The following is a 22,402-nucleotide window of genomic DNA, read 5'->3' as shown; positions in this document are numbered from 1 at the left end:
GGTTAAGTTTTCAGGAATACCCATGCGATTTGCATGCCATTTATTTCATCTTCCTTTAACCCTGCTAAAAACAAGGCTTAAGACCACCAACACACGCTTATCAATGCACAATATCTCTTCATTTTGGTGCATTTCGCACCATTTTTGACACTTTTAGCTACATTAAGAGGCAACAGGCATGCCATCACTCAAGACCGCAAATCCGTAAAACACAACTCAGCACATGCTGGGTTGCACGCTCTTCAGCGCCTTCACTGTGGGCATCACTCCCCAGAATTGCGGCTATCTGAATATCAAAATCGGCGTAGGTCTGGGTCATCGACCAGACGGTAAAAAAGAAGTGGGTGGTATCAGTTGCGCGTAATTTTCCCTGCGCTATCCAGCCATCCAGCATGCGTGCTTTTTCAGCCACCAACTGGCGTAACTGATTTTGCAGTAACGGGTGCACCACCTGTGCGCCCTGCAATATTTCATTGGCAAACAGTTTTGAGGCGTCCGGGCGCGTAAAGCTGAAGCGGATTTTTTTGCGTACATAAGCTTCCAGCGCCGCTTTAGGGTCTGCGTCCGCCACCATGACTTCGAGTGGCGCCAGCCAGTCATGGAGAATGCGCTCCAGTACCCGCAGATAAAGGTTTTGTTTATTGCCGAAGTAATAGTGAAGATTGGGCTTCGGGAGTTGGGCTTCATCGGCTATTTGTTGCATGGTCGCACCGCGAAAGCCATAACGGGCAAACACCCGCTCAGCCGCAGGCAGGATAACGGCTTCATTGTCCTGGCGAATGCGCCCTTTATCCGGGCTTTCCACCACGCCACTGAGCAATACATCATTCATCAGTTAACTTACGCCTCCGAAACGAATGAAAAGCGCCCTCCCTGGCGCAAAAGCATTACTGCAGTTTGGCAGCAGCGTCCCATACTGCGTGGGACATAGCAGCATCGCCCGGGTCTTTCTTAATCACCGGGGTATCGCCGCCACTGTGCAGCAGAACATCAATGGTGCGATGGTAGGCTGCCGGGTCAAGCCAGCCAATTTTAGGTGTGTTCGCGTTGGTTATCAGTTTGGCGACATTTTCCATCTGGCGTGTTTGCCCTTCCACGGTGGAAGCACCAGAGGCATCTTCAGCAACCACAATTTTTGCTGCTTCTTCCGGGTGTTTAACGGCATAGTTCCACCCTTCAAATGACGCTTTCAGGAATTTCGCCATTTTGCTGACAAACGCCGGGTCCTTGAGGTCCGGGCCACGCACGTACAGGCCATCTTCCAGGGTTGAAACCCCTTCGTCCTCATACGGGAAATTAATCAGTTCATCTTTTTTCAGCCCGGCGTCAATTAACTGCCAGTATTCGTTGTAATTCATGGTGGAGATACAGGCAGCCTGGTCCTGTAACAATGGGTCAACGTTGAAGCCCTGTTTTAAGATGGTGATATCTTTACCCGGTTTCAGCCCCAGTTTGTTCATCCAGTTAAAGAAGGGGTATTCGTTGCCGCCGAACCAGACACCGAGGGTTTTGCCTTTAAAGTCTGCCGGGGTTTTAATGCCACTGGCTTTTTTACAGGTGAGCATCATGCCCGAGCGGTCATACACCTGGGCAATATTCACTAATGGAACGCCAGCTTCGCGGGAAGCAAGCGCATCAGGCAGCCAGTCAACAATGACATCTGCAGATTTACCGGCAATCACCTGGACTGGCGAAATATCCGTCCCGCCCGGCTTGATAGTGACATCCAGCCCTTCTTTTTGATAAAAACCTTTCGCCTGAGCCACGTAATAGCCAGCAAACTGCGCCTGCGGCACCCATTTTAACTGGAGTGTCACTTTCTCTGCGGCAAAGGTTTGAAAGGCGAGCGTCGCAGACATTGCCGCCAGCAACAATCCCCGGCGAAAAGCAGAACGTTTTATCATTGAGTAACTCCTCGGGTTAGGTATGTATATCCCCAGAATCATTCCGGCATACCGCTACCAGCCACCGGTATTAAAAAGGGAATACAAACGTGCTAAGCATCATTAATTAACGTTATTTTTCATTCACTTCGCTTACGACATACCACGCACTGTGGGATGCCAGAAATTCACCCGCCTGTCGAGGCGGACCACCAGGGCGTACATCAGCGAGCCGGCAACGGAGGCCACCACAATGGCAGACCACACCACCGGCATATGCATGCGCGCAGATTCAGTAGAAATACGAAAGCCCAGCCCGGCAGTGGGCGAGCCAAAAAACTCCGCAACAATGGCGGTAATTAATGACAGCGTCGCATTCACTTTCAGGGCACTAAAAATGAACGGCATGGCTTCAGGCAGGCGCAGGGAAAGCAGGCTCTGGCGCGGCGTGGCGGCATAGCAATACATCAGTTCCTGCTCCATTTTCCCGCAGGATTTCAGGCCTGCCAGGGTACTCACCAAAGCCGGGAAGAAGGTGACCAGGGTGACAACAGCCGCTTTGGAAGGCCAGTCGAAACCAAACCACATCACCGCTATTGGCGCCACACCCACTAATGGCACGGTACTGGTCAGGTTGGCCACTGGCAGCAACCCGCGTTGCAGGAACGGCAGGCGGTCTATCAACAAAGCAACCACAATACCCAGCCCGCTTCCCAGTACATAACCCGCCAGGACAGACTTAATCACTGTTTGCAGGACATCGCCCATCAGCATGCCTGAGCTGCTCACCAGCGCAGACACAATCGCCAGCGGCGCAGGCAAGATGACCTGGGGCACATCAAATGCCGTGACCAGGATTTGCCAGAACACCAGGATCCACAGCCCTAACAGGCTGGCAACCAGGCTTGCCGGTAGTGGCGTGCGGGCAAGGCGCTGCACACTGACCACCGCCAGTAATGCCACCGCCGCCAGAGTTAACCCGCTGAGCGGCAACCACGCAAGCCACACGGTACCTGCCGCCAGAGTGATAGCAAAAGCCGCCATGCGCCAGACCGGCAATGTGGGTGAACAGGCCAGCAGCGCACTGGTAATCAGCACCAGATTTACCGCCACCAGCGCACCGTTCACCGGCGAGGCAACAGAGAGTTGGACCAGGGATAAAGCCAGTAACAGCAGTGCCAACAGCAGTGAGATAACACCCGGAATAGTTTTACTTTTCATCACGCCCCCTTACGCTTACGCATGACCAGGCGTTCAGCCAGTGTGACCATGCCGGTTAATACCAGGCCCAGCAGCGACGCCATCACCAGTGCCGACCAAATCTGCACTGTGTTGCCGTAATAAGAACCGGTCAGCAGGCGAGCCCCTAACCCGGCCTGCGCGCCTGTAGGCAGTTCCGCCACCATGGTGCCCACCAGCCCACTGGCAATAGCGACACGAAAAGCGGGGAACAAATAAGGCAAAGCGGAAGGCAGGCGCACCATCCAGAAGATATGGATCCGGCTGGCCGCCCAGGTGTGTACCAGTTCCATCTCCATTTTCTGCGGGGAACGCAGCCCCTGCACAGTGGCTATCGTCACCGGGAAAAAGCACAAATACATGGCGATGGTGGCTTTGGGCAACATACCGGTTATCCCCATGCTGCCGAGAATTATCAGTACGATGGGGGCAATAGCCAGTACCGGAATGGTTTGTGAGGCCACAATCCACGGCAGCAATGCTTTATCCAGGGTGCGCGAATGAACGATACACACCGCCAGCAAAATCCCCAGCGCCACCCCCATGGCGAAACCGGTTAATGCGGCGCTGGCCGTCACCCAGGTGTGCAACAGCAGGTTACGTGGCGATGTCACCGGCCATTGAGTGAGGCTGTTCCAGATATCAGCAACAATTTGGTGGGGAGCTGGCAGTAACGGGCGAGTGGCATTCAGTGAGGCAACAATCAGGTCTGCCGTGTTCCAGGAAGCCCGGTGGGACAACACCCGGTCAATAGTGCCATGGGCATTCAGCGCCACAGCCAGGGCGTACCACAACACGACCACTGCCAGCAGTACCACACTGACGGGCAGCGTATGGAACGTTAAACGCCTGCCCCAGGAGAGCGTTCTAGTGGTCATGATGCCCCTCCACCAGCGCTTCCCTCACCGCCTGAGATAGCTGCATAAATGCAGCTGTGTCGCGGATTGACAGGTCGCGCTCAGCAGGCAGGGGCGAGTCAATCACTTTAATAATGCGCCCGGGCCGTGGAGACATAATGACGATTTTGGTGGACAGGTACACTGCCTCAGAAATGGAGTGGGTCACGAACACCATAGTGCGTTGCTCGTGATACCACAGTTGCTGCAATTGTTGGTTAAGGTTGTCGCGGGTCAGTTCATCCAGCGCGCCGAAAGGTTCATCCATCATCAATATTTTGGGTTCAAAACCTAAAGCACGGGCAATGGAGACACGCTGCTGCATGCCGCCGGATAACTGCCAGGGGTACTTTTTCTCAAACCCTTTCAGCCCAACACGGGCCAGTTGCTCACGGGCAATTTCATCACACCGGCCTGGCGGCACACCCTGAATTTGTAACGGCAACATGACATTTGCCAGCACCGTGCGCCACGGGAGCAATACCGGTGCCTGGAAGACATAACCATAAGCCCCGGCCTGGCGGGCTTCAGAAGGAGACATATCGTTGACCAGCAACTCACCTGAACTCACCTGTTCGAGATCGGCAATGGCACGCAGTAAGGTTGTTTTTCCACAACCGGACGGCCCAATGAAAGAGACAAACTCACCCTGGCGAATTGTCAGATTCACATCTTTAAGTGCATGTACTGGCTGGTCTGCCGCCGGGTAAATGACATTTACATCACGCACCGTAACGGCTGGCCGTGCCGTGGCAGGCTTTAAGGACACCACGGCAGACTCTTCCTCATACATTAGCTGGCTCATTCCCCTGCTCCCCCTGTCAATTTTTGACTGGTTGGTTAAGTTTCTCTTGGTTATGCCATTTTTGTGCCAGAGTGAAAAACTGTAAGAACACAGCACGTTTAAAGCAATTAGCGGCATGATATGAACTTTTATTGACCATATGTGGTGCAAAAAACAGCAGAGTTGCTTTGTGATGGGGCAAGGAAAGTACGTGGGCGATAAAACTGTGGTCAGGGCTGCCCAAAAAGTGATGAAAAAGGCAGCAACTGCCATCCTATAAAAGGCTCGCAGTTGCAGTTAGTGACAGATGCCCACAACCGCTGTGGCAGTTGGTGGAAAAAACAGCAAAAATACCGTCATGGCTATCAGAATGACTAATATCTGTAGCCCGATGCTGAACATTCTTTCTGCCAGAACAGCAACACTGGCATAACCGGCAAAAAACGGTATGGTTTGCTGATGAAAATTGTTGATGACTTTCAGGAACTCCCCATGGAAAACCCGCTTACCTTCCACCGCTACCACGGCCTTGGCAACGACTACCTGGTCTGCCACCACAGTGTGGCGGCACAACTGACTAACCAGCAGATCCAGCGCATTTGTGACCGCCATTACGGCATTGGCTCCGATGGCCTGTTGGTGGATGGCGATGACGGCGATATCCCCACATTGCGTATTATTAACCCCGATGGTTCTGAAGCCGAGAAAAGCGGAAATGGGCTCAGGATCTATGCCCGTTACCTGTTCGATTGCGGCCGTGTAGCGCACACGCCTTTTAAGGTAAACACCCTGGGCGGCCAGGTTTCCTGCCTGGTGGAAGAAGGGGCACATCAGGTAGTTGTCGATATGGGCGAAGCCCGCTTTAACCCGGCCGCCCTGCCAGCATTAGTAGAAGGCACAGAAGCACTGGCTCTGCCATTAATGCTGGGCGGTAAATCCTGGCAGGCCACCCTGGTTTCCATGGGCAACCCACATTGTGTTATCCGTGTGGAAAAGCTCGACCTGGAGCAGGTTCGGCAGTTGGGTGGGCAAGTGGAAACCCTGCCATTATTCCCCCGGCGCACCAATGTGCAGTTTGTGGAAGTTGTGGACCGCAATAATATCAATATTGGTATCTGGGAGCGGGGAGCCGGTTATACCCTGGCTTCCGGCAGCAGCAGTTGTGCCGCCGCCAGTGCCATGTACAAACTGGGGTTAGTGGATGAACAAGTTACTGTGCATATGCCTGGCGGGCAACTCACCATTACGCTGAATAAAGATTTCCAGGTCAGAATGCGTGGCCCGGTACAGAAAGTTGCTACTATTCAGCTGGATAACGACTGTTTTTTTGATATGCACAGTTAAGCTCATATTAAGCCCGGTATATAACCGGGCTTAGATTGATGAAAAAGAAGGAAAAAGCGTGGTTTTTTCTTCTTTTTAGTTAGCAGCTGAAAATCAATAAATTGATTTTCCTGGTTTTTTATTGGGTGACATCCTCTCGTTCTGTGCGGACATGAGGTTTGTCATCAGACTCAGCCCGGTGTGTAACCGGGCTTCGATTTTTGTGCGGTTTTAATACACATAAATCAGCCGCAACCGCACACACATGTTCTGCGTATTCCCTTCAAGTTATTCCCCGGTAAGTCTGTAGCAAACTGACGGTCGATGAAACACTGAGTGCCAACCAGTTGGCTGTGCTGGATATCCGGCAGAAAATCCACTGACCACAAAAGGAAACTGCCCCATGCATAATCAACTGGGGCAGTATTTTCAGAATGTTATTTACCGCTGACGGCAGCCATACCTTTTAATAACGCGGCATTAAACACCGCAGGGTCCTGAATTTGTGGGGCGTGGCCCAGATTATCAAATTCAACCAACGTGGCGTGAGGCATTTTGCTGGCCGCTTCTTTGCCCAATACCGCATAGTTACCCAGTGTGGCCTGCACCGAAGGCGGCGCACCATCTTTACCCGGCGCGGTATTGTCTTTCTTACCCACCATAAGCAGCACCGGCATGTGTAAATCACCCCATTCATACATAACAGGCTGGGTGTAAATCATGTCGTACAGTTGTGCCGAGTTCCAGGCTATACGCTGTTTGCCCGGGCCGTTATACATACCCGCCAGCATGTTCACCCATTTATCCCATTCAGGTTGCCACTCACCGGCATAGTAAGTGTGCTGTTCATATTTGCGAATAGAAGCTGCCGTGGTTTTCAGCTCTTTTTGGTACCACTGGTCGATAGTGCGGTAAGGTACGCCTTTACGTTTCAGGTCTTCCAGACCAACCGGGTCCACCAGAATCAGTTGCGACACGGAATCCGGGTACATCAGTGCAAAACGTGTCGCCAGCATCCCACCGGTAGAGTGCCCCATCAGGCGAAAGCGGGTTATTCCCAGGTGGTTCAGCAACTGGTGGGTATTTTCTGCCAGTTGCTGAAAACTAAACTGGTAAGCTGCCGGTTTGCTGGATTTGCAAAAACCGATTTGGTCCGGCGCTATTACCCGGTAGCCCTGTTCTGACAACAAGCGAATGGTGCCTTCCCAGGTATCTGAGCAAAAGTTTTTACCATGCATCAGTACCGCCACCTGCCCATTCGCTTTTTCCGGGCGAATATCCAGGTACGCCATCTCCAGGGACTGCCCCTGGGAGGTAAAGGTAAAATGCCGGGCAGGCCAGGCGTAGTTAAAACCTTCCAGTTGCAGCCCATAGCTGGGGGGTTGCGTTTGTGCCCATACAGGAAAAGCACAACAAATCGACAGTAAAGCTGCAGGTAAAACACGTATTCCCATTATCCACCTCCATATAAAAGCCCGGCACCAGGTATAACGGTTTCAGTTAAGTGACAGGGGGAAAACGTGCTATTTGCGGTGAGTGAGGCAAGAAATACACGGCCTGCTGTTATTGCAGGCCGTGGTTTCAGCGCGCAACATGAATGCGCTTTTTAACATCTTTCAGAAATAACGTGAGCGTGAAACTCATTAATACCAGTAAACTCCATGAGCTCCATTTGCCCACATGAACCACTGACCAGGCACCCAATTGGTTGGGGTAACGCCACACTCCCATAAATGTGCTGATGTTCTCCGCCAGCCAGATAAAAAAACCGACCAGCATAAACCCAACCAGTAACGGCATTTTGCGGGGTTTATCGTAAGGCGTGAACACCACTTCACTACGCGCATACAGCCCAACCACCAGCGCAGTAATATACCAGCGGTAATCGCCAATATAATGATGAGTGAAAAAATTCAGGTAAATCAATAATGAGGCAATAACCGCAAACCCCAGAGGCGGGTGGTGGCGAATATGTAAATCCAGCAAACGCCAGGCCTGAATAATATAACTGCCAACGGCGGCATACATAAACCCGGCAAATAACGGCACGCCGCCTACTTTACTCCAGGCAAAATCCGGGTAACTCCAGGCACCAATAGCAGAAGAGGTTTTAAATAACTCAAGAATAAACCCAACGATGTGAAACAAGGTGATGGCTTTAAACTCATCCCAGGTTTCCAGTTTGGTTGCCAGCATCAGTGCCTGAATACCCAGGGCAATAATCAGCAGCAGATCATAACGCGCCAGCGGCCCAACCCCACTGCGTGGCACCACAAACATCGCCAGAAAGAAAAGCCCGGCAAACAAGCAGGCCCGGGCTTCTTTCAGGCCAAACCACAACAATTCAAAGAAAAAGCGCCGCACACCGGACATCAACCGGTTGGAGCCCGGGTACGGAAGTAATTCGGGGGGTGTCATTTAGCGTCCCTGCATCGTAATCAGGTAAATCGCCGCCAGGGTTTCTGGCGGCGGAAAAGTGCACTATTTTGCTATAAAACAATGGGTAATAATAGAAGATGCTCCCCACCAAAAAAGGTTGTACAGACCACAAACAGGTGCCGTTACCCCATTACCGTGCGGTACAGCAGGCTGTCGAGCGCCCCTGTTTTACCCGTTGCGCTCAGGGGTAATTCCGGTGGGATTTCCCCTCTTGCCAGTTCGTGTTCAATAAACGCATGCAAGTGCTCCCTGCGCGGGCCATACCCGGCTTCCCCGGTACGCTGTTTAATTTCCAGTAACTGGTCTATTTCTGCCAGAAGACTGGCATCAGTAACTGTTTTTGCCAGTAATTCGCGGAACAGTACTGGTGGTTGCCCAAGCCCGGCCTCAATCCAGCGCACTGCCAGTAAAGGCCGCAGCACATAAAAGTACTTTTTCAGCCGTACCGAGTCGCCCTGCAAATAACCGCGAAAGTTTTTCCGCGCCATTGAGTAATAGTGCCAGCGAGCTCTGACAGGTGAGAACCAGTCTGGTTGCTGTGCACGCAACTCGGCCATCACACTTTCATCCTGCTGATAAACCACCGGGGAGTTCAGCCATTCGAGCAATGTAGGGTTGGCGGCTTTTAACAGCCCCAGTGCTTTGCGCCACTCCCAGCCACTGACATCCAGCTCATCATCAATGGGAAGCTCGATGACATCGCGTTGCGGTTCAACCCGCAGGTACCACTCGGCCGGGTGAACATATAAAAACCGGACATCGTAGTCGCTGTCTGGTGAGGCAAAGCCCCACCCACGGCTCCCGGATTCACAGGCATAAAGCACTTTCACCCCAAACCGGCTTTCTACAGATTGTAATGTGTGCCGCACACGGCTCTGCATGGCGGCGTCCACTGCTAATATTGCCATTTTCTTCTCCTTTTTTAGCCTGTTGCCGGGTTACACATTAATTTTCACTAAACCCTGTAATACCTGGTCCAGCCCGCCAAATACTGAAATTTTATCAATACGTTCAGCCACTTTTTCCAGGGTTTCCATTTCTTTAAGCCGCAATGCGACCGGGTTGTTTTCCATCACTTTGGCTGTATTCAGCAAAGATCGGGTTGCTGCTGTTTCTTCACGGCGGCGGATGACATTTGCCTGCGCTGATTTTTCCGCTTCCACCAGCCGGGTTAAAATCGCTTTCATATCACCAGGCAAGATAATGTCCTTCACGCCGACAGACGCAATTTCAATACCAAAGGGAGCCAGCCGCTGTGTTACCTGCTCACCCACGATGCCGTCCAGCACCAGTTTGTCTTCCAACAATTCGTCCAGTGAGCGGGTTCCCACAGCCTGGCGCAGCGCGAACTGGACCTCGCGGTACAGGTATTCCAGTGGCTTAGTCAGTTGTGCAAATGCGCTCAATACATCCTGGTAGCGCCAGTTCACCGCCATATTCAGGCGAATGCTGACTTTGTCTTTCGTCAGGATCTCCTGGCCGCTCACTTCCAGCGCCTGTAAGCGCATATCCACCACTTCGGCTTCCACCTGGTGGTTTACCTTCCAGTACGCATGTACGCCTGGTGGTAACAGTTCCTGGGTTACACCATCTATTTTCAGTACCCCGGTATGCCAGGCAGGGACTTGTACGCTCAGCACAAGGTCGCGGCCTTTAACCGCTGCACTACCAGTGCGTGATTTCACCAGCAGGTTTTGCAGCGCTTCTGGCAACTTCACATCCTGAACTTCTACGCGTTCCAGGCGTAATGCGCCCTGGTTCTGCCAGTACAGACGGCGCGTTGAAGGGGGAATCAGTGCCTGTAACACGCCATCGCAGTACAACACACCCACTTCATCTTCACCGGTGTCTGCTTCCAGGCAATAACGCGCCACCCACTCGGGTTTGTAGTGGCGTAAATAGCCACTGAGCTCTTCATCCACCATGCTGCCATCCAGTTTTATCAACTGCACTTCAGCAGCCGAAAACCAGGGTAAACGGTGCTGGCCCGCTTCCAGAATTTTTTCAATTTCTTCGTGTTGCGCCAGCAAACCAATCTGACCTTTCCGTATTGTGATTTTTTTAGCCATGTTGTTTTCCTTTTTCTTAATACCGGTGCAACCACGGATGCAGGGGCGAAACCGCAGGGGAAACGTTGTTTTGCCCACGGCCCGGCACCATTACCGGTGGTTGCCTGGGGGCTACTCCATACTGGCTGTAACCCGTTGTACTGCGAAAGTTGTTTCACTCAGTGACAGTGAGGTGCGAACCCAGGAATCGAACCTGGCATGACCGACTTTTCGCTAATGCCGTTCTGCTGGCGGAACACACCCCGGATAACGACCGTATCGTTCCAGGTGCGCTGGCGGAGAGTTATTAACTCCGGCAATTCCAGCATGCTGACGTAGATAACATTGCCAGTTCCGTGCCAAAAACCAGAAAAGCGCAAAATAAATTCATAACCAATTGAAAAATATATTATTTATAATATAAAAGATGAATATCACTTGTTCACCACCAGGCATTTTTATATCCTTATTTATCGTATTTTATCTTTTAGGATAAACATGAATAAACGCCGGGTTGTGATAGGTGTACTGGGAACTGAACTGGACAGGCGAGGAAAACGCGCCAACCGGATGAAAAAGTGGCGCCCGACTGTTGGGTTGTGCATGCAGGAAGACATGCCGGTTGACCGTCTGGAATTATTACACCAGCCCACAGATATCAACCTGGTGTCTGCGGTGCAGCAGGATATTCAACAGGTTTCACCAAAAACGACGGTAAACACCCATGCTATTGCGATTAATGACCCGTGGGATTTTGAAGAGGTGTATGCCGCATTCCTCGATTTCGCCACACACTACCCGTTCGACACCAGGCATGAAGAGTACCTGGTGCATATCACCACAGGTACGCATGTGGCACAGATTTGCTGGTTTTTGCTAACCGAGGCCCGCTACCTGCCCGCCAGCCTGTTACAAACCAGCCCGGCCAAACGCCAGGGAGATGAACCGGTTTCTCCCGCAGGCACCTGTTCCACAATTGATCTCGACCTGAGCCGTTACACTAAACTCACCAGCCGCTTTCTGCATGAACAGCAGGAGTCGGTGTCATTTCTGAAATCTGGCATTGAAACCCGCAATGCAGACTTTAACCGGACTATCGACCAGATTGAGCGGGTGGCACTGCGTTCATCTGCACCGGTATTGCTTACCGGGCCAACCGGTGCCGGGAAGTCGTTTCTGGCCCGGCGTATTTACCAGTTACGCCAGGCCCGCCATTTAGTTAAAGGGCAGTTTGTCGCCGTGAACTGTGCAACTTTGCGGGGCGATAACGCCATGTCTGCGTTATTTGGCCATGTGAAAGGTGCCTTTACTGGTGCGCTACAGGCCAGAAGTGGCTTGCTACGTGAGGCCAACGGTGGCGTGCTGTTTCTGGATGAAATTGCCGAACTGGGGCAGGATGAACAAGCAATGCTTCTGAAAGCTATCGAAGAGAAAACGTTTTTTCCTTTTGGTTCAGATAAAGAAGTCCACAGTGACTTCCAACTGATTGCCGGTACGCACCGCAATATGCATGAATGGGTGGCTCAGGGCCATTTCAGGGAAGATTTATTCGCCCGTATTAATATGTGGACGTTCCGCTTACCAGGCCTTGCTGAACGCCGGGAAGATATCGCGCCAAATATTCGCTATGAGCTGGAGCGCTATGCCCGCGACCACCAGGCACAAATTCGCTTTGATAAAGAAGCGCTCACCCGCTACCAAAATTTTGCCTGTTCAGCCGGAGCACTGTGGCGCGGTAACTTCCGCGAGCTGGGCAGTTCAATCGCTCGCATGGCAACCCTTGCAGAACAAGGGCGCATTACGGAATCACTGGTAGATGAAGAAATTGCCCGGCTGCAGGCAAACTGGAACCCTTCTGCACATTCAGCGCCGCCCTTACCCGTCGATATCAGCCAACTGGATGTGTTCGACCAGCGCCAGTTAGAAACTGTAATTGAGGTTTGCCGGCGGTCCGCAACCCTTTCCCAGGCAGGGCGAGAATTATTTGCCGTATCACGGCAGAAAAAAGCCAACCCAAATGACGCCGACCGGCTTCGCAAATACCTGGCGCGCTTTGGGCTCAATTGGGATGATGTGAAATAGCTTATTGGGAAGAGCTAAGTGAACAACTCTGTATAAGAGTTGTTCACGATAATATTGCCAGCCAGGCCAGTGTGTGCGAACGCTTACCCTTGTTCGTTATCACCAGAATGACCACCCGCGCCAATGCTGCCAATAAACGGCAACCGCAGGCTCAACGGTGTAAAATCCAGCCCTAAATTCAGACCAAGAACGTTCACCTCAACGCCCTCTTCTGCGCCAACAGTAATACCCGCCACACCCAGTAACGACAACTGGACACCGCGCCCGGATGGCGGTAAGCCAACCGGGTTTAGCAACGAACGGTAATCCTTCCCTACTGCATTAGCCGGCATATCCAGTTTTAATGCCGGTACTTCCCGGCCGATATGGGCAAGAAACGTATTACTGTTAGGGCCCGGCCAGGCGTGGTAGGTATCCGGCCAGGGGTAAGAGGCAATCGCCGCTTCAATTTTAGGGATCAACGCAGCAGCTTCAGCACCACGATGCGACACCAGCAAGCGGGGTTTAGCGCCATACCAATAGCCATCCGGTGTATTACTGTTGCGCCGCACCTTGTCGCCAGAGCCCCAACTGATGACTTCGTAGCGGGTGTACTGCGTTTCCCCGGCGCGTTTAAAAATAATCCACGGGTGTACTGCTACCGCCCCTTTCCAGCCCCAGGTTGGGGCTGCATAAACTTGCACAATAGCTTGCTGAGCGTATTTCACCGGGTTGGGAGCGACGCCTGCCGAATCTCGCCGCGCAGACCACCATTGTGACTGACTCGTTGTTTCACGCTGATGCACTGCCTGGGCGACACTGGCGGCCAGTGATAACAAAAAAATAGTTACTATGCCGAAGCCTGTGACTTTGCTCAGACTCATAAATATTCACCGTAAAATTAGTTAGTTGCAGTAAGGTGACCATATAAAAGCAGCAACATTTAACAGGGCACACATGCGAAGGGTCATCACTTTTCCATTGCAGGTATTTTTTTAAAATCTAAAGGTGTTTCGCATAACATGTGGCCGTTTTATCTACCACCTGATTAACGTATTCTGGTTTCCAGCAGATATGAATATGGGTTGCCCTTTTAATCAGATCTAACTCTTTGTGCTCTGTTACGGCCGCTTTAGAAAAGCATCTTGTGTCATATACAACGTATCTGCTTTGTCTACAGCCACCATCAGAAGCGGGTGATTAATCAACGGGGAGCAGGTCGTGGCATCAAACTCCACTAAATCCAGAATACAGCACAGTGTATATAAGAATGCTGAGGCAGGGTGTTTATGTGTGCGGTAGCAACACTCATTCCCTTCACGATATTAATCAGATGAAATTACCGTAATTTATTCATTAGTTAGGTTATCTGCCCCAGTGTAAATAATTCCACCACCAGCACTTTCCTGAGTACGAGCCTGTATTGCTTTCTCCAGGCAAACCTGCAAGGTAAAAACGCCTGCATTCCGAAGGCCATGACACACTCAGAGAAACCATACTGAAGGAAGGAAGCTGTCAGTTACATGACAAAAAGATAACAGTGGTGACAGGCAAGTATAACGACACTGTATCCTGATACCGCATCGTAAAGGTAAACGTGTGTTATTCATCCCATAACAATGAACCATAACCTTGCTGGTAATATTCAGGTGAAGCGTGTTCAGGGCAGTTTCAGTCACTAACAGTGATAAAAGCAGCAACCTGTTTTTTCATGGCAAGCAATCATATGTGGAATACGGTCAACACTACCGAAAGGGTACTTTCTGGGGAAGGTAATTGTGAACAACAATGGCCAGGGAGTGGAACACACCCATGCGTTGCTGGTGCGTTATCTTCTCTTGACAGCGAATAGCGCACTTTTCAACCAACACACCTATTGAGCCGGATACAAACCCGATCCATACTCAGTACAAGAAGGATTTCCCCCGGAGGCGGTGATGGCAGTAGGTTGGGCAGGCGATGGTGCCGTTCAGGCGCAAATTGACAGCACTGTTGATGATGCAGTTGCCAGAGCGCGCAGTGCACTCCCGGCAGGGGAAAGCCTGGAATTTTGTGCGGAGTGTGGCGAGCCTATTCCAGAGGCCAGGCGCAAGGCGGTACCCGGTGTTCGGTTATGTATCAGTTGCCAGCAGGCACTGGATACACAACACGGACCGGTTTCCGGTTATAACCGCCGGGGTTCAAAAGACAGCCAGTTACGTTAGTATTTAGTTGGTATCAGGTGCAGCTTGTAATGTACCCAGGCAAAACGGACTATTCCCTTTTAGGTATCTTCCGACTTACTGACCAGACCTGCTGCTGTACGTATTCAATACGCAGTATCTTACTCATTCCACGCCTGTAGCCGTATAGACAAAGAACAACTCAACACCGCTTTCGCCGCCATACTCATCCATTCGTTCAGAGAAGAACACTGACGTTTGTCGCTGCTGTCAGCCAGTGTAATGGCAGTTCAGGCTGGTTATACTCCGCTAAATTATCAACGCTTAGATAAGGGGCTCTCCAGTTAGAGAGCCCAGCTAAATGCATGCTGTGCAGCCTCAGAACTCAACGTTTGCGCTGAGCACCAGGTTGCGAGTTTCTCCTTCGGCAACTCGCAAATTTCCGCCACTGGAGGTGTAATAGTGTTTGTTAAACAAATTATTGATATTTAACTGCAGGTGCGTCTTCTTACCCAGTAATTTGTTATCCCAACCAATAAAACTGTCTGCTACGGTGTACGCAGGCAGCGTGAAGCTATTGTCTGGATCGCCAGCACGGGTGCCGACATAACGAACACCGCCGCCAATGCGGAAACTACCGGGTAACAGATTAAAGTGCACATTATGGCTTAAATATAACGCCCCTGAATTACGTGGAGCATTTTGCAGACGGTTGCCATTGTTATCCGAATTATTTTTGTCGTTAACAATTTCTGCCTGGTTATAGCTATAATTCGCACTAACATCCCAGTCTGGATAAATCTCGCCGTTTATCTCAAATTCAACACCGCTTGATCGGGCCTTATCCACAGCATAGGTGTCACCATTTAACGTTAAAGCAATATTACGTTCATCAATACGGTAAAGCGCGACTGTAGCAAAAAGCGCCGGAGTCACCTGCCATTTACTGCCGATTTCATAGGTTGTTCCCTGTTCCGGCGCTGCAACATTGCCGTTGTCGTCAGGATTTGTGGATGGCGTAAAAGATTTACTCAGACTGCCATAAAAAGAGATATCTGGTGTCAGCTTATAAATAAGCCCTGTTTGCGGTAAGAACTTATTACCTTCACTGTCATAAGTCAGTGTGGACGGGTTGCCTTCTGATTGACGCTGTTCATAGTGCTGGTAGCGAGCGCCCCCCACAACAGTCCAGTGAGACGTCAGGTCAATGTTATCTTTGACATAGACGGAGCGGCTATGGAGCCGATTAAGTTGATTACTGCCAGAAGTTTTTTCTGTACTACTGTCTGTGACCGTCTCCAATCCATAAACTGGGTTACTCAATGTGAAATCAGTATTTTTCTTGCCGTTATAAGCATGAGCGCGATAGGTCTGATTCATTTCATAATCGGTACCAACGACCAGATTATGTGTCATACCAAATATTTCTGGTGTACCGATGGCATCCCACGATACATATTTCGTTTTATGGTTGAAACCACGAAAAGCATCCGGGCGGCGAGTCACGACTCCAGTGGTTGTATTAATAGCAGTGGTAGTAACAGTATTACTGCTGTACTGGCGCTGGTTCAAACCTACAGTAACACGTGTTGACCAGGTGTCATTGAACTGATAATCCCAGTGAGAGCTAAATGTTTGATTACGCCCCCATGCGTGGTTTGAATAATCATCCAGGCGAGTTTTGTAGCCAATATTTATCGGCTTACCATTAATAAATGCAGTACCACGGTCGTAAGGAATATCATATTGAAAACTTTCGTAGCTGATATTAAAGCTGGCTTTATCTCCATACCATTGTAATGATGGCGCCACCAAATTATGTTTATCATTACCGTACCCACGCCAGTAATTCTGAGCCTGTTTTTCGGCAATCAGACGAAATGCAAAACCATTACCCAGGGGCCCAGTGATATCAATATTTCCCGCGCCGCCGCCAGTGCTGTTGTAATGCCCACCAATACTTGTGTGCCATGTATATTGTGGCTTTTTACTGACAATATTAATCATCCCGCCGGGATTCAGGATGCCGTATAACAGAGAAGACGAGCCCTTAAGTACTTCAACATGATCGGTAGTGGCATCAAGGTTGAGCCCCTGACTACTACGAATACCATCGCGGAAAATCGAACCGTCAGCATTCGAACCAAAGCCGCGGCGGATGATCCCATCTTCTGTCTGGCCGAGCGTATTAGACTGAGAAATACCACTAACAAAGCGTAAGGCGTCTGACAGGTTACTGGACTGGTAATCATCCAGCTCCTTTTTTGTCACCACGCTAACCGACTGCGCTTCATTCAGTCTTGATGTAGGCATTTTACTGGCGACTGAAGTGGTAGGGCTGGTGTACCCGTTATCACTTTGTTCAGTAGCCGTCACCGTTATGGTATTGCCATCGTCTGCAGCATAGCTGCTGGCTGACGAAATTAACGCGCTACTGTAAATCGCAAGCCATATTTTTCCCAGTGGGTGCTTGTGGCGTTGAAGGCTTTTATGTTGCTTCATTTCTTTATGTTTTCCCTGGAAATTAACTCAAATTTTTTATATTTAGCTGCCATTACGTCATACTCCCGGCGGTTGTTACATGGGGAAAGTGTGTGAAGCATGACAGGTGTTTTTTATCAATCGAAATGATACTCAAGTGTAAGTGATAATCATTCCACCACATGAATATGTAGTAGTAAATATAAAAAACAGCTTTATTACTACACGTTTCAGTTAGCCGATTTTTACCAGGCGGTATCGCCCTGATACTTTTTAAGTCATTTATTTTCAATGAAAAAAAATGAACACCACTTAACGAGTGGCAATAGATATGTCTTCGAACCCCGCTTTTTTTTATTCTTGTTTTTTTCTTGACTACTACATTTGATGCACACAAAATCACGAGGATAATGATACTTATTACTATTTATTTCAGTAATTTCCGGCACATAATCTCCAGAGAAGTATCAGACAGGGGTTGCCGCTGTCAGTGGATAAAAACGCGGATATGCTCAGATAGATTGCCAAGAATCGGCGTATTGCCAGCGAGACAAAACCGTGAACGTCGATGATGGCAACCCCACGGTTCCGGCAGGAGAAGTAACGATATAACCGGGTGTGTGGTTCTGCCCAACGGGTATGCAATTAGAAATGAAGGAAACCCTGATGTTGCCAGCGAAAAAAGTCAAAAGTCGTGTAGATGTTTATGGCGAGCGTCTGAGTTCCCGAGCGCCATCGCTGTCACCACGTTTGCAGGCGGTACTTCACTACATTGATGAGAACCGCGATACCGTGCTGGAATGTACAGCGTTGGAGATAGCTGCAGCCACAAATACCTCTGATGCCACTGTTGTACGTGCCGTACAGGCATTGGGTTTTGCCGGGTTGCGTGATCTGAAAAAAACGCTGGCGCAGTGGTTTGAACCGGTTATGAATTCCAGCGAGAAGATGCATGTCACAGTCAGTGAACTGAATTGCGACATCAATTCCAGCATCGATTTCGTGCTTGAAGGGCACAAACATGCTTGTACTGTTCTGGCTGACACACCTAACCGTATTGCGCTGGCTCAGGCTGTTGCACTGTTACGCGAAGCGCGTCAGGTAGCGATTTTTGGTATTAATGCCTCCGGTATTCTGGCTGATTATACAGCGCGTTTATTTAATCGCATTGGGCTGCCTGCATGTACCCTGAACCGCACCAGTATTGGGCTGGCAGAACAATTACTGGCGTTGCAACGTGGCGATGTGCTGTTGATGATGGTTCAGAAGTCACCACACCGCGAAGGAATGACGACATTGCGCGAAGCACAACGGCTGGGAATACCCGTGATTGTTCTCACCAGTGCGCTGGACTCGTTATTTGTACAGGAAGCTGATGTCGTGGTTAACGTGCCACGCGGAGAAGAAAATGAGCGAGTGCCGTTACATGGCGCGGTTATGGTTTGCCTGGAAATGCTGGTATTGTCAGTCGCAACTTCATCCTCACAACGCACAACCAGGTCAATGAAACACTTGCATGAACTAAATCGCCGCCTGAAACCAGGAGGCAAAAAATACTGAACCTGGACTTAATGAATTGCCACCCAGTCTTTAAGCCTGTGTTCAATCAGCCATATAAATAACTGGTGCCTTTATGCACAACAAATTGGGCAACAACAGTAAGTGTCTGTTCTGGTTACAACAGACACATAAGCCACAGTTCTTACCAATACCGGCTTTATCTTTATCTCCTGGGGCATCATTTCTGCCGTTTTAACCCCCAGAGTCCTCACCGCTTATTTGCCTGCCACTAAGAGTTAGTTATCATACCCCCAGCGCTTTTATGACCCTTTTACTGGTCTTCACTATATGTAATGAGCCCGTGTAACACGTAACAACAAAATAAAACCACAAACTCATTACAATTCAATTGAATGGACATCACAACCTGATGAGTACAACCGAGAATTTCGACGCCCACACCCCAATGATGCATTGGTGTGTTAATACTGATAAATAACGATTATTTTTATATAGATAATAAAAACTATAATTTAACCTATACTTTATTAACCACCTGATTTTAGGAATATTGTTTGCTGTACTCATCCAGCGTTATACTCCCTCTGTTTTCCCATCCTTCTAATAACACAGGGCATCTCCATGAGCCGATACCATGTATCCAGCAGTGAAGGCCAGTATGAGAAAGACTCTGGCGAGCAGGTGTTGGCTAATAAACTGGGTATCGCTGCTTCCGATGAGATGGATGAGGCTGAACTTGTCCTGTTAGAACAACTCTACCAGTCTGTTTTTGAAGAACAGTTCCCGGAAGGACAGCTCAGCGTAGCCATGCTAAAAAGCTGGCACCGCCGCTGGTTAGGTAACATCTACGAGTGGGCTGGACAAGAAAGAGCGGTCAATATCAGCAAGGGCGGTTTTATGTTTGCCCCTTCAGCACAATTGCCAAAACTACTGAACGAATTCGACACGAAGTATCTGGCTCAATACACGCCATGTAGCGGCATGGACGAAGAGCAACTCATCACCGCTATCGCCATCACCCATGTCGAGCTGATACTTATCCACCCATTCAGAGAGGGAAACGGACGCCTGTCGCGACTGCTGGCCGACGTGATGGCCGTTCAGGGAGGATATAAACCGCTGGATTATCAAAGCTGGGAGCAAAACAAAACCCAGTATATCTCGGCTATCCATGCAGGCTTATCAATGGACTACGAGCCGATGAGATACTGGGTCAGAGAAGTATTAAGAAGGAATTAAACCGCAAGACGTAAATGAGCAAATTTTTTGCGCGTCACTTCAAGGGAAGCTTCAATCTTCGCAGAGGACTGCCCTGTTTCAACAGCTGTTGACGTCGCTACTGAGCGAACGATGTCAGCACGAGACGGCTTAGCGTAGCTTGCCTGAGTTTTTTTGTTGTTGCTCATAGTTACTCCTGAAAGCAGAATCTGGTCGGACAGTCATCGAACAAACATTATACCAAAATTTCCAAGCGAATTCACTCAAGTCTCTCAGGGACTCACTCAATGCCTTGTTAAAGAGCAGATCATCACTGATAACGTTGTCGAGGTTAGTTTTAGTAAGAAATAATCATAAATCATCCTCTTGCTGTGAAATCAGGCATAGTTGTACAAGGTCTAATTATGTAAAATTTTCGGCAAGTTATAGGTGGTGGAAAGGTTATATAGGTTTGAGCATGGCGGTAGAAAGATGTACTTAAATCTGCACCATTCATTACCCAAACGAATAGCTGCGCCAATCGCTACAACAGCCAACTAACGGACTACGATATCAAGATTGCCAGGCGCCAAGCAGTGTCCAACAAGAAGCTAATAGAGAAAATTAAATGGCAAAGACTCTTGAAGCCCATGACAAGTTAATTCGTGAAATTTTTGAAGGTAGCTATCAGTTCGAGATACCGGATTATCAGCGTCCTTATGCTTGGACAACCGAACAGACTACAGAACTGTTCGATGATTTGTACTCAGCTATGCTCGATGCACGTCTTTCCGGGGCAAATAGCCAATATTTTTTAGGCAGCATTGTTCTGATCAAAAACGATCGAGAACCTAAGTCCTTTGTTGTTGATGGGCAACAACGTCTGTCCACTCTTACTATGTTATTCTCTGTGCTACGGGCAGTAATGCCAGAAGCTGCTGACGACATCACCGATTTTCTCTATAAGAAGGGAAAGGTCAGTCTGGGAGAGAAAAACGAGTATAGATTGACTGCCCGGGAAGAAGATGCTGACTTTTTTCGCTCCAACATCCAGGAACCGAACGGTATTGCAAAGCTAGTCGCAAGCATCGACAAACTAGAAGATAGCCGTCTGAGGTATCGAGAAAATGCAGCTTTGCTCCTTAATAAGGCCAAGGGGCTGCCCCAAACCGACCTTATTGCTTTATGGAAATTTCTAGCTAATGATTGCTCGTTGGTAGTCATTTCCACGCCAGATCTCGATGCTGCATATCGCATCTTCTCCGTGCTTAATAACAGAGGACTGGATCTAGCTCCAATCGATATCATCAAAGCACAAGTACTCGGACTGCTGCGTTCTATAGAAGGAGAAATCAAGAGCCGTACTTATGCCAAGGTGTGGAGTCGTATTGAAAGTTCCTTGGGACGTGATGCATTTGGTGAACTATTCACCCACATTCGTAGTATTTATGCGAAGAAAAAGCAAAAATTCACTTTGTTAAAAGAGTTCCAAGAGTACGTTCCCGAATACAAGATCCCTATGGCATTAATTGACAATGTTATAATACCTTATGCTGACGTGTGGAACTTTGTACGAAACGCTGATTTTGAGGCAACTGAATATGCCGAGACTATTAATGAATACCTTTCGTGGCTGAATCGCGTTGATTTCAAAGATTGGGTCCCTCCTCTATTAGTTTATTTTAAGCGATTCAGGCAACGTCCCCAAAATCTCGTGCACTTTTTACAGGCCTTGGAACGTTTGACCTTTTTCCTGCTTGTAACCAAAGTGGGCATTAATGAGCGAATTGAGACCTACGCCACACTTATTAAAGAGATCGAACCAGAGACATATCAGGGAGAAGTTGCCAATCTGACGGCACTAAATCTTACTGGCGTACAAAAGAGAGAATTTATCGCTGCACTTGATGGTGATATTTACCGCAAACTCACCAAGGCTCGAATGACACTATTTTTACGCCTTGAAGCATTAGTCAGTGATGGAAGTAAAAAACAGGTTTTCGACCATCTTTCTCTAGAGCATGTGCTACCGCAGAATCCCCCACTAACCTCAGAGTGGATGAACTGGTTTCCTGACGCGGAAGAACGAGACTACTGGACACACCGTCTCGCTAATCTGGTACCCTTACACATTCGCAAGAATCCAGCAGCCAGTAACTATGACTTTGCTACCAAAAAGAACGTTTACTTTAAGGGTAAAGGAGTCGCATCTCCATTCGTTTTAACCCAAGAGGTCAGGTCAGAAGACGATTGGACTCCAAAGATTTTAGCTAAACGCCAGCGACACTTATTAAACGTATTTATAGAACATTGGCATCTCGCTGTCCCTGATGACGAAATAGCAACTGGGTTAGCGGTAAGTTAAGGA

General features: G+C 49.3%; 18 protein-coding genes. 6 read left to right on the top strand and 12 right to left on the bottom strand.

Annotated features, from left to right (window positions below):
• Window positions 1-184: 184 nt before the first annotated feature.
• From DT73_RS02985 to DT73_RS02965, 5 genes are all read right to left on the bottom strand, one after another.
• A complete protein-coding gene (locus DT73_RS02985; protein WP_051691249.1) occupies window positions 185-832 on the bottom strand; it encodes a TetR/AcrR family transcriptional regulator in 648 nt (215 codons plus the stop codon).
• Window positions 833-887: 55 nt separating this feature from the next.
• Window positions 888-1,904: an ABC transporter substrate-binding protein gene (locus DT73_RS02980; protein ID WP_036103716.1), complete on the bottom strand. Its 1,017-nt coding sequence runs from the start codon at window positions 1,902-1,904 to the stop codon at window positions 888-890.
• 132 nt (window positions 1,905-2,036) lie between these two features.
• The gene (locus DT73_RS02975) at window positions 2,037-3,104 is read right to left on the bottom strand and encodes an ABC transporter permease (RefSeq protein ID WP_036103713.1); all 1,068 of its coding nucleotides are present in this window, start codon (window positions 3,102-3,104) and stop codon (window positions 2,037-2,039) included.
• Entirely contained in the window at window positions 3,104-4,000 is an 897-nt protein-coding gene (locus DT73_RS02970) for an ABC transporter permease (protein WP_036103710.1), read from the bottom strand. The genes DT73_RS02975 and DT73_RS02970 overlap by 1 nt, the downstream gene beginning before the upstream one ends.
• A complete protein-coding gene (locus tag DT73_RS02965) occupies window positions 3,990-4,823 on the bottom strand; it encodes an ABC transporter ATP-binding protein (protein WP_036103707.1) in 834 nt (277 codons plus the stop codon). The genes DT73_RS02970 and DT73_RS02965 overlap by 11 nt, the downstream gene beginning before the upstream one ends.
• 438 nt (window positions 4,824-5,261) lie before the next feature.
• Between DT73_RS02965 and dapF the strand changes: the two genes are divergently transcribed.
• Window positions 5,262-6,146 (top strand): diaminopimelate epimerase, encoded by an 885-nt coding sequence (dapF, locus tag DT73_RS02950; RefSeq protein WP_235234376.1) that lies wholly within the window; start codon window positions 5,262-5,264, stop codon window positions 6,144-6,146.
• Between the two features lie 416 nt (window positions 6,147-6,562).
• On the opposite strand, the gene DT73_RS02945 is transcribed toward dapF, so the two are convergent.
• The 4 genes from DT73_RS02945 to DT73_RS02930 form a co-directional block, all read right to left on the bottom strand.
• The gene (locus tag DT73_RS02945) at window positions 6,563-7,579 is read right to left on the bottom strand and encodes an alpha/beta fold hydrolase (protein ID WP_036103692.1); all 1,017 of its coding nucleotides are present in this window, start codon (window positions 7,577-7,579) and stop codon (window positions 6,563-6,565) included.
• A gap of 127 nt (window positions 7,580-7,706) precedes the next feature.
• Entirely contained in the window at window positions 7,707-8,543 is an 837-nt protein-coding gene (locus DT73_RS02940; RefSeq protein WP_036103690.1) for a DUF817 domain-containing protein, read from the bottom strand.
• Window positions 8,544-8,686: 143 nt separating this feature from the next.
• Entirely contained in the window at window positions 8,687-9,472 is a 786-nt protein-coding gene (locus tag DT73_RS02935; protein WP_036103687.1) for a nucleotidyltransferase domain-containing protein, read from the bottom strand.
• Between the two features lie 30 nt (window positions 9,473-9,502).
• On the bottom strand, window positions 9,503-10,633 hold the full coding sequence (locus tag DT73_RS02930) for a slipin family protein (protein WP_036103684.1): 1,131 nt from the start codon (window positions 10,631-10,633) through the stop codon (window positions 9,503-9,505).
• 477 nt (window positions 10,634-11,110) lie between these two features.
• Here DT73_RS02930 and rtcR point away from each other — a divergent pair, with 477 nt between their 5' ends.
• Complete coding sequence (gene rtcR / locus DT73_RS02925) at window positions 11,111-12,694, top strand: RNA repair transcriptional activator RtcR (protein WP_036103681.1); 1,584 nt, start codon at window positions 11,111-11,113, stop codon at window positions 12,692-12,694.
• An 83-nt stretch (window positions 12,695-12,777) separates the two neighbouring features.
• Here rtcR and DT73_RS02920 read toward each other — a convergent pair whose 3' ends face one another.
• Window positions 12,778-13,557, bottom strand: coding sequence for a DUF3750 domain-containing protein (locus DT73_RS02920; RefSeq protein ID WP_036103677.1), 780 nt, complete (start codon window positions 13,555-13,557; stop codon window positions 12,778-12,780).
• A gap of 1,053 nt (window positions 13,558-14,610) precedes the next feature.
• Here DT73_RS02920 and DT73_RS02915 point away from each other — a divergent pair.
• Window positions 14,611-14,877, top strand: coding sequence for a DksA/TraR family C4-type zinc finger protein (locus DT73_RS02915; RefSeq protein ID WP_036103674.1), 267 nt, complete (start codon window positions 14,611-14,613; stop codon window positions 14,875-14,877).
• A 336-nt stretch (window positions 14,878-15,213) separates the two neighbouring features.
• Here DT73_RS02915 and DT73_RS02910 read toward each other — a convergent pair whose 3' ends face one another.
• Window positions 15,214-17,337: a TonB-dependent siderophore receptor gene (locus DT73_RS02910; protein ID WP_036103671.1), complete on the bottom strand. Its 2,124-nt coding sequence runs from the start codon at window positions 17,335-17,337 to the stop codon at window positions 15,214-15,216.
• A gap of 645 nt (window positions 17,338-17,982) precedes the next feature.
• Here DT73_RS02910 and DT73_RS02905 point away from each other — a divergent pair.
• The gene (locus DT73_RS02905; protein ID WP_036104087.1) at window positions 17,983-18,876 is read left to right on the top strand and encodes a MurR/RpiR family transcriptional regulator; all 894 of its coding nucleotides are present in this window, start codon (window positions 17,983-17,985) and stop codon (window positions 18,874-18,876) included.
• A 582-nt stretch (window positions 18,877-19,458) separates the two neighbouring features.
• Window positions 19,459-20,076 carry a Fic family protein gene (locus DT73_RS02900; protein ID WP_036103668.1) on the top strand — a complete coding sequence of 206 codons (618 nt, stop codon included), beginning with the start codon at window positions 19,459-19,461 and terminating at the stop codon, window positions 20,074-20,076.
• Here the strand turns inward: DT73_RS02900 and DT73_RS26530 are convergent.
• Window positions 20,073-20,243 (bottom strand): hypothetical protein, encoded by a 171-nt coding sequence (locus tag DT73_RS26530; protein WP_200874768.1) that lies wholly within the window; start codon window positions 20,241-20,243, stop codon window positions 20,073-20,075. The two genes, DT73_RS02900 and DT73_RS26530, sit on opposite strands and share 4 nt — an antisense overlap.
• Window positions 20,244-20,662: 419 nt before the next feature.
• On the opposite strand from DT73_RS26530, the gene DT73_RS02895 reads away from it, so the two are divergent.
• Complete coding sequence (locus DT73_RS02895) at window positions 20,663-22,399, top strand: DUF262 domain-containing protein (protein ID WP_036103665.1); 1,737 nt, start codon at window positions 20,663-20,665, stop codon at window positions 22,397-22,399.
• Window positions 22,400-22,402 lie beyond the last annotated feature (3 nt).

Origin of the sequence: Mangrovibacter sp. MFB070 (assembly GCF_000705335.1) — a bacterium.
GTDB classification, from domain to species: domain Bacteria; phylum Pseudomonadota; class Gammaproteobacteria; order Enterobacterales; family Enterobacteriaceae; genus Mangrovibacter; species Mangrovibacter plantisponsor.
The sequence above is the reverse complement of the archived record's forward strand: the minus strand, read 5'-3'. Positions and strand labels throughout refer to the sequence as shown.

Coding starts and splice junctions, on each gene's coding strand:
- DT73_RS02920 (WP_036103677.1), bottom strand. CDS start 13,557: ATGAGTCTGAGCAAAGTCACAGGCTTCGGCATAGTAACTATTTTTTTG.
- DT73_RS02970 (WP_036103710.1), bottom strand. CDS start 4,000: ATGACCACTAGAACGCTCTCCTGGGGCAGGCGTTTAACGTTCCATACG.
- DT73_RS02975 (WP_036103713.1), bottom strand. CDS start 3,104: ATGAAAAGTAAAACTATTCCGGGTGTTATCTCACTGCTGTTGGCACTG.
- DT73_RS02930 (WP_036103684.1), bottom strand. CDS start 10,633: ATGGCTAAAAAAATCACAATACGGAAAGGTCAGATTGGTTTGCTGGCG.
- DT73_RS02900 (WP_036103668.1), top strand. CDS start 19,459: ATGAGCCGATACCATGTATCCAGCAGTGAAGGCCAGTATGAGAAAGAC.
- DT73_RS02935 (WP_036103687.1), bottom strand. CDS start 9,472: ATGGCAATATTAGCAGTGGACGCCGCCATGCAGAGCCGTGTGCGGCAC.
- DT73_RS02915 (WP_036103674.1), top strand. CDS start 14,611: ATGGCAGTAGGTTGGGCAGGCGATGGTGCCGTTCAGGCGCAAATTGAC.
- DT73_RS02895 (WP_036103665.1), top strand. CDS start 20,663: ATGGCAAAGACTCTTGAAGCCCATGACAAGTTAATTCGTGAAATTTTT.
- DT73_RS02985 (WP_051691249.1), bottom strand. CDS start 832: ATGAATGATGTATTGCTCAGTGGCGTGGTGGAAAGCCCGGATAAAGGG.
- rtcR (WP_036103681.1), top strand. CDS start 11,111: ATGAATAAACGCCGGGTTGTGATAGGTGTACTGGGAACTGAACTGGAC.
- DT73_RS26530 (WP_200874768.1), bottom strand. CDS start 20,243: ATGAGCAACAACAAAAAAACTCAGGCAAGCTACGCTAAGCCGTCTCGT.
- DT73_RS02905 (WP_036104087.1), top strand. CDS start 17,983: ATGTTGCCAGCGAAAAAAGTCAAAAGTCGTGTAGATGTTTATGGCGAG.
- DT73_RS02910 (WP_036103671.1), bottom strand. CDS start 17,337: ATGAAGCAACATAAAAGCCTTCAACGCCACAAGCACCCACTGGGAAAA.
- dapF (WP_235234376.1), top strand. CDS start 5,262: ATGAAAATTGTTGATGACTTTCAGGAACTCCCCATGGAAAACCCGCTT.
- DT73_RS02980 (WP_036103716.1), bottom strand. CDS start 1,904: ATGATAAAACGTTCTGCTTTTCGCCGGGGATTGTTGCTGGCGGCAATG.
- DT73_RS02940 (WP_036103690.1), bottom strand. CDS start 8,543: ATGACACCCCCCGAATTACTTCCGTACCCGGGCTCCAACCGGTTGATG.
- DT73_RS02965 (WP_036103707.1), bottom strand. CDS start 4,823: ATGAGCCAGCTAATGTATGAGGAAGAGTCTGCCGTGGTGTCCTTAAAG.
- DT73_RS02945 (WP_036103692.1), bottom strand. CDS start 7,579: ATGGGAATACGTGTTTTACCTGCAGCTTTACTGTCGATTTGTTGTGCT.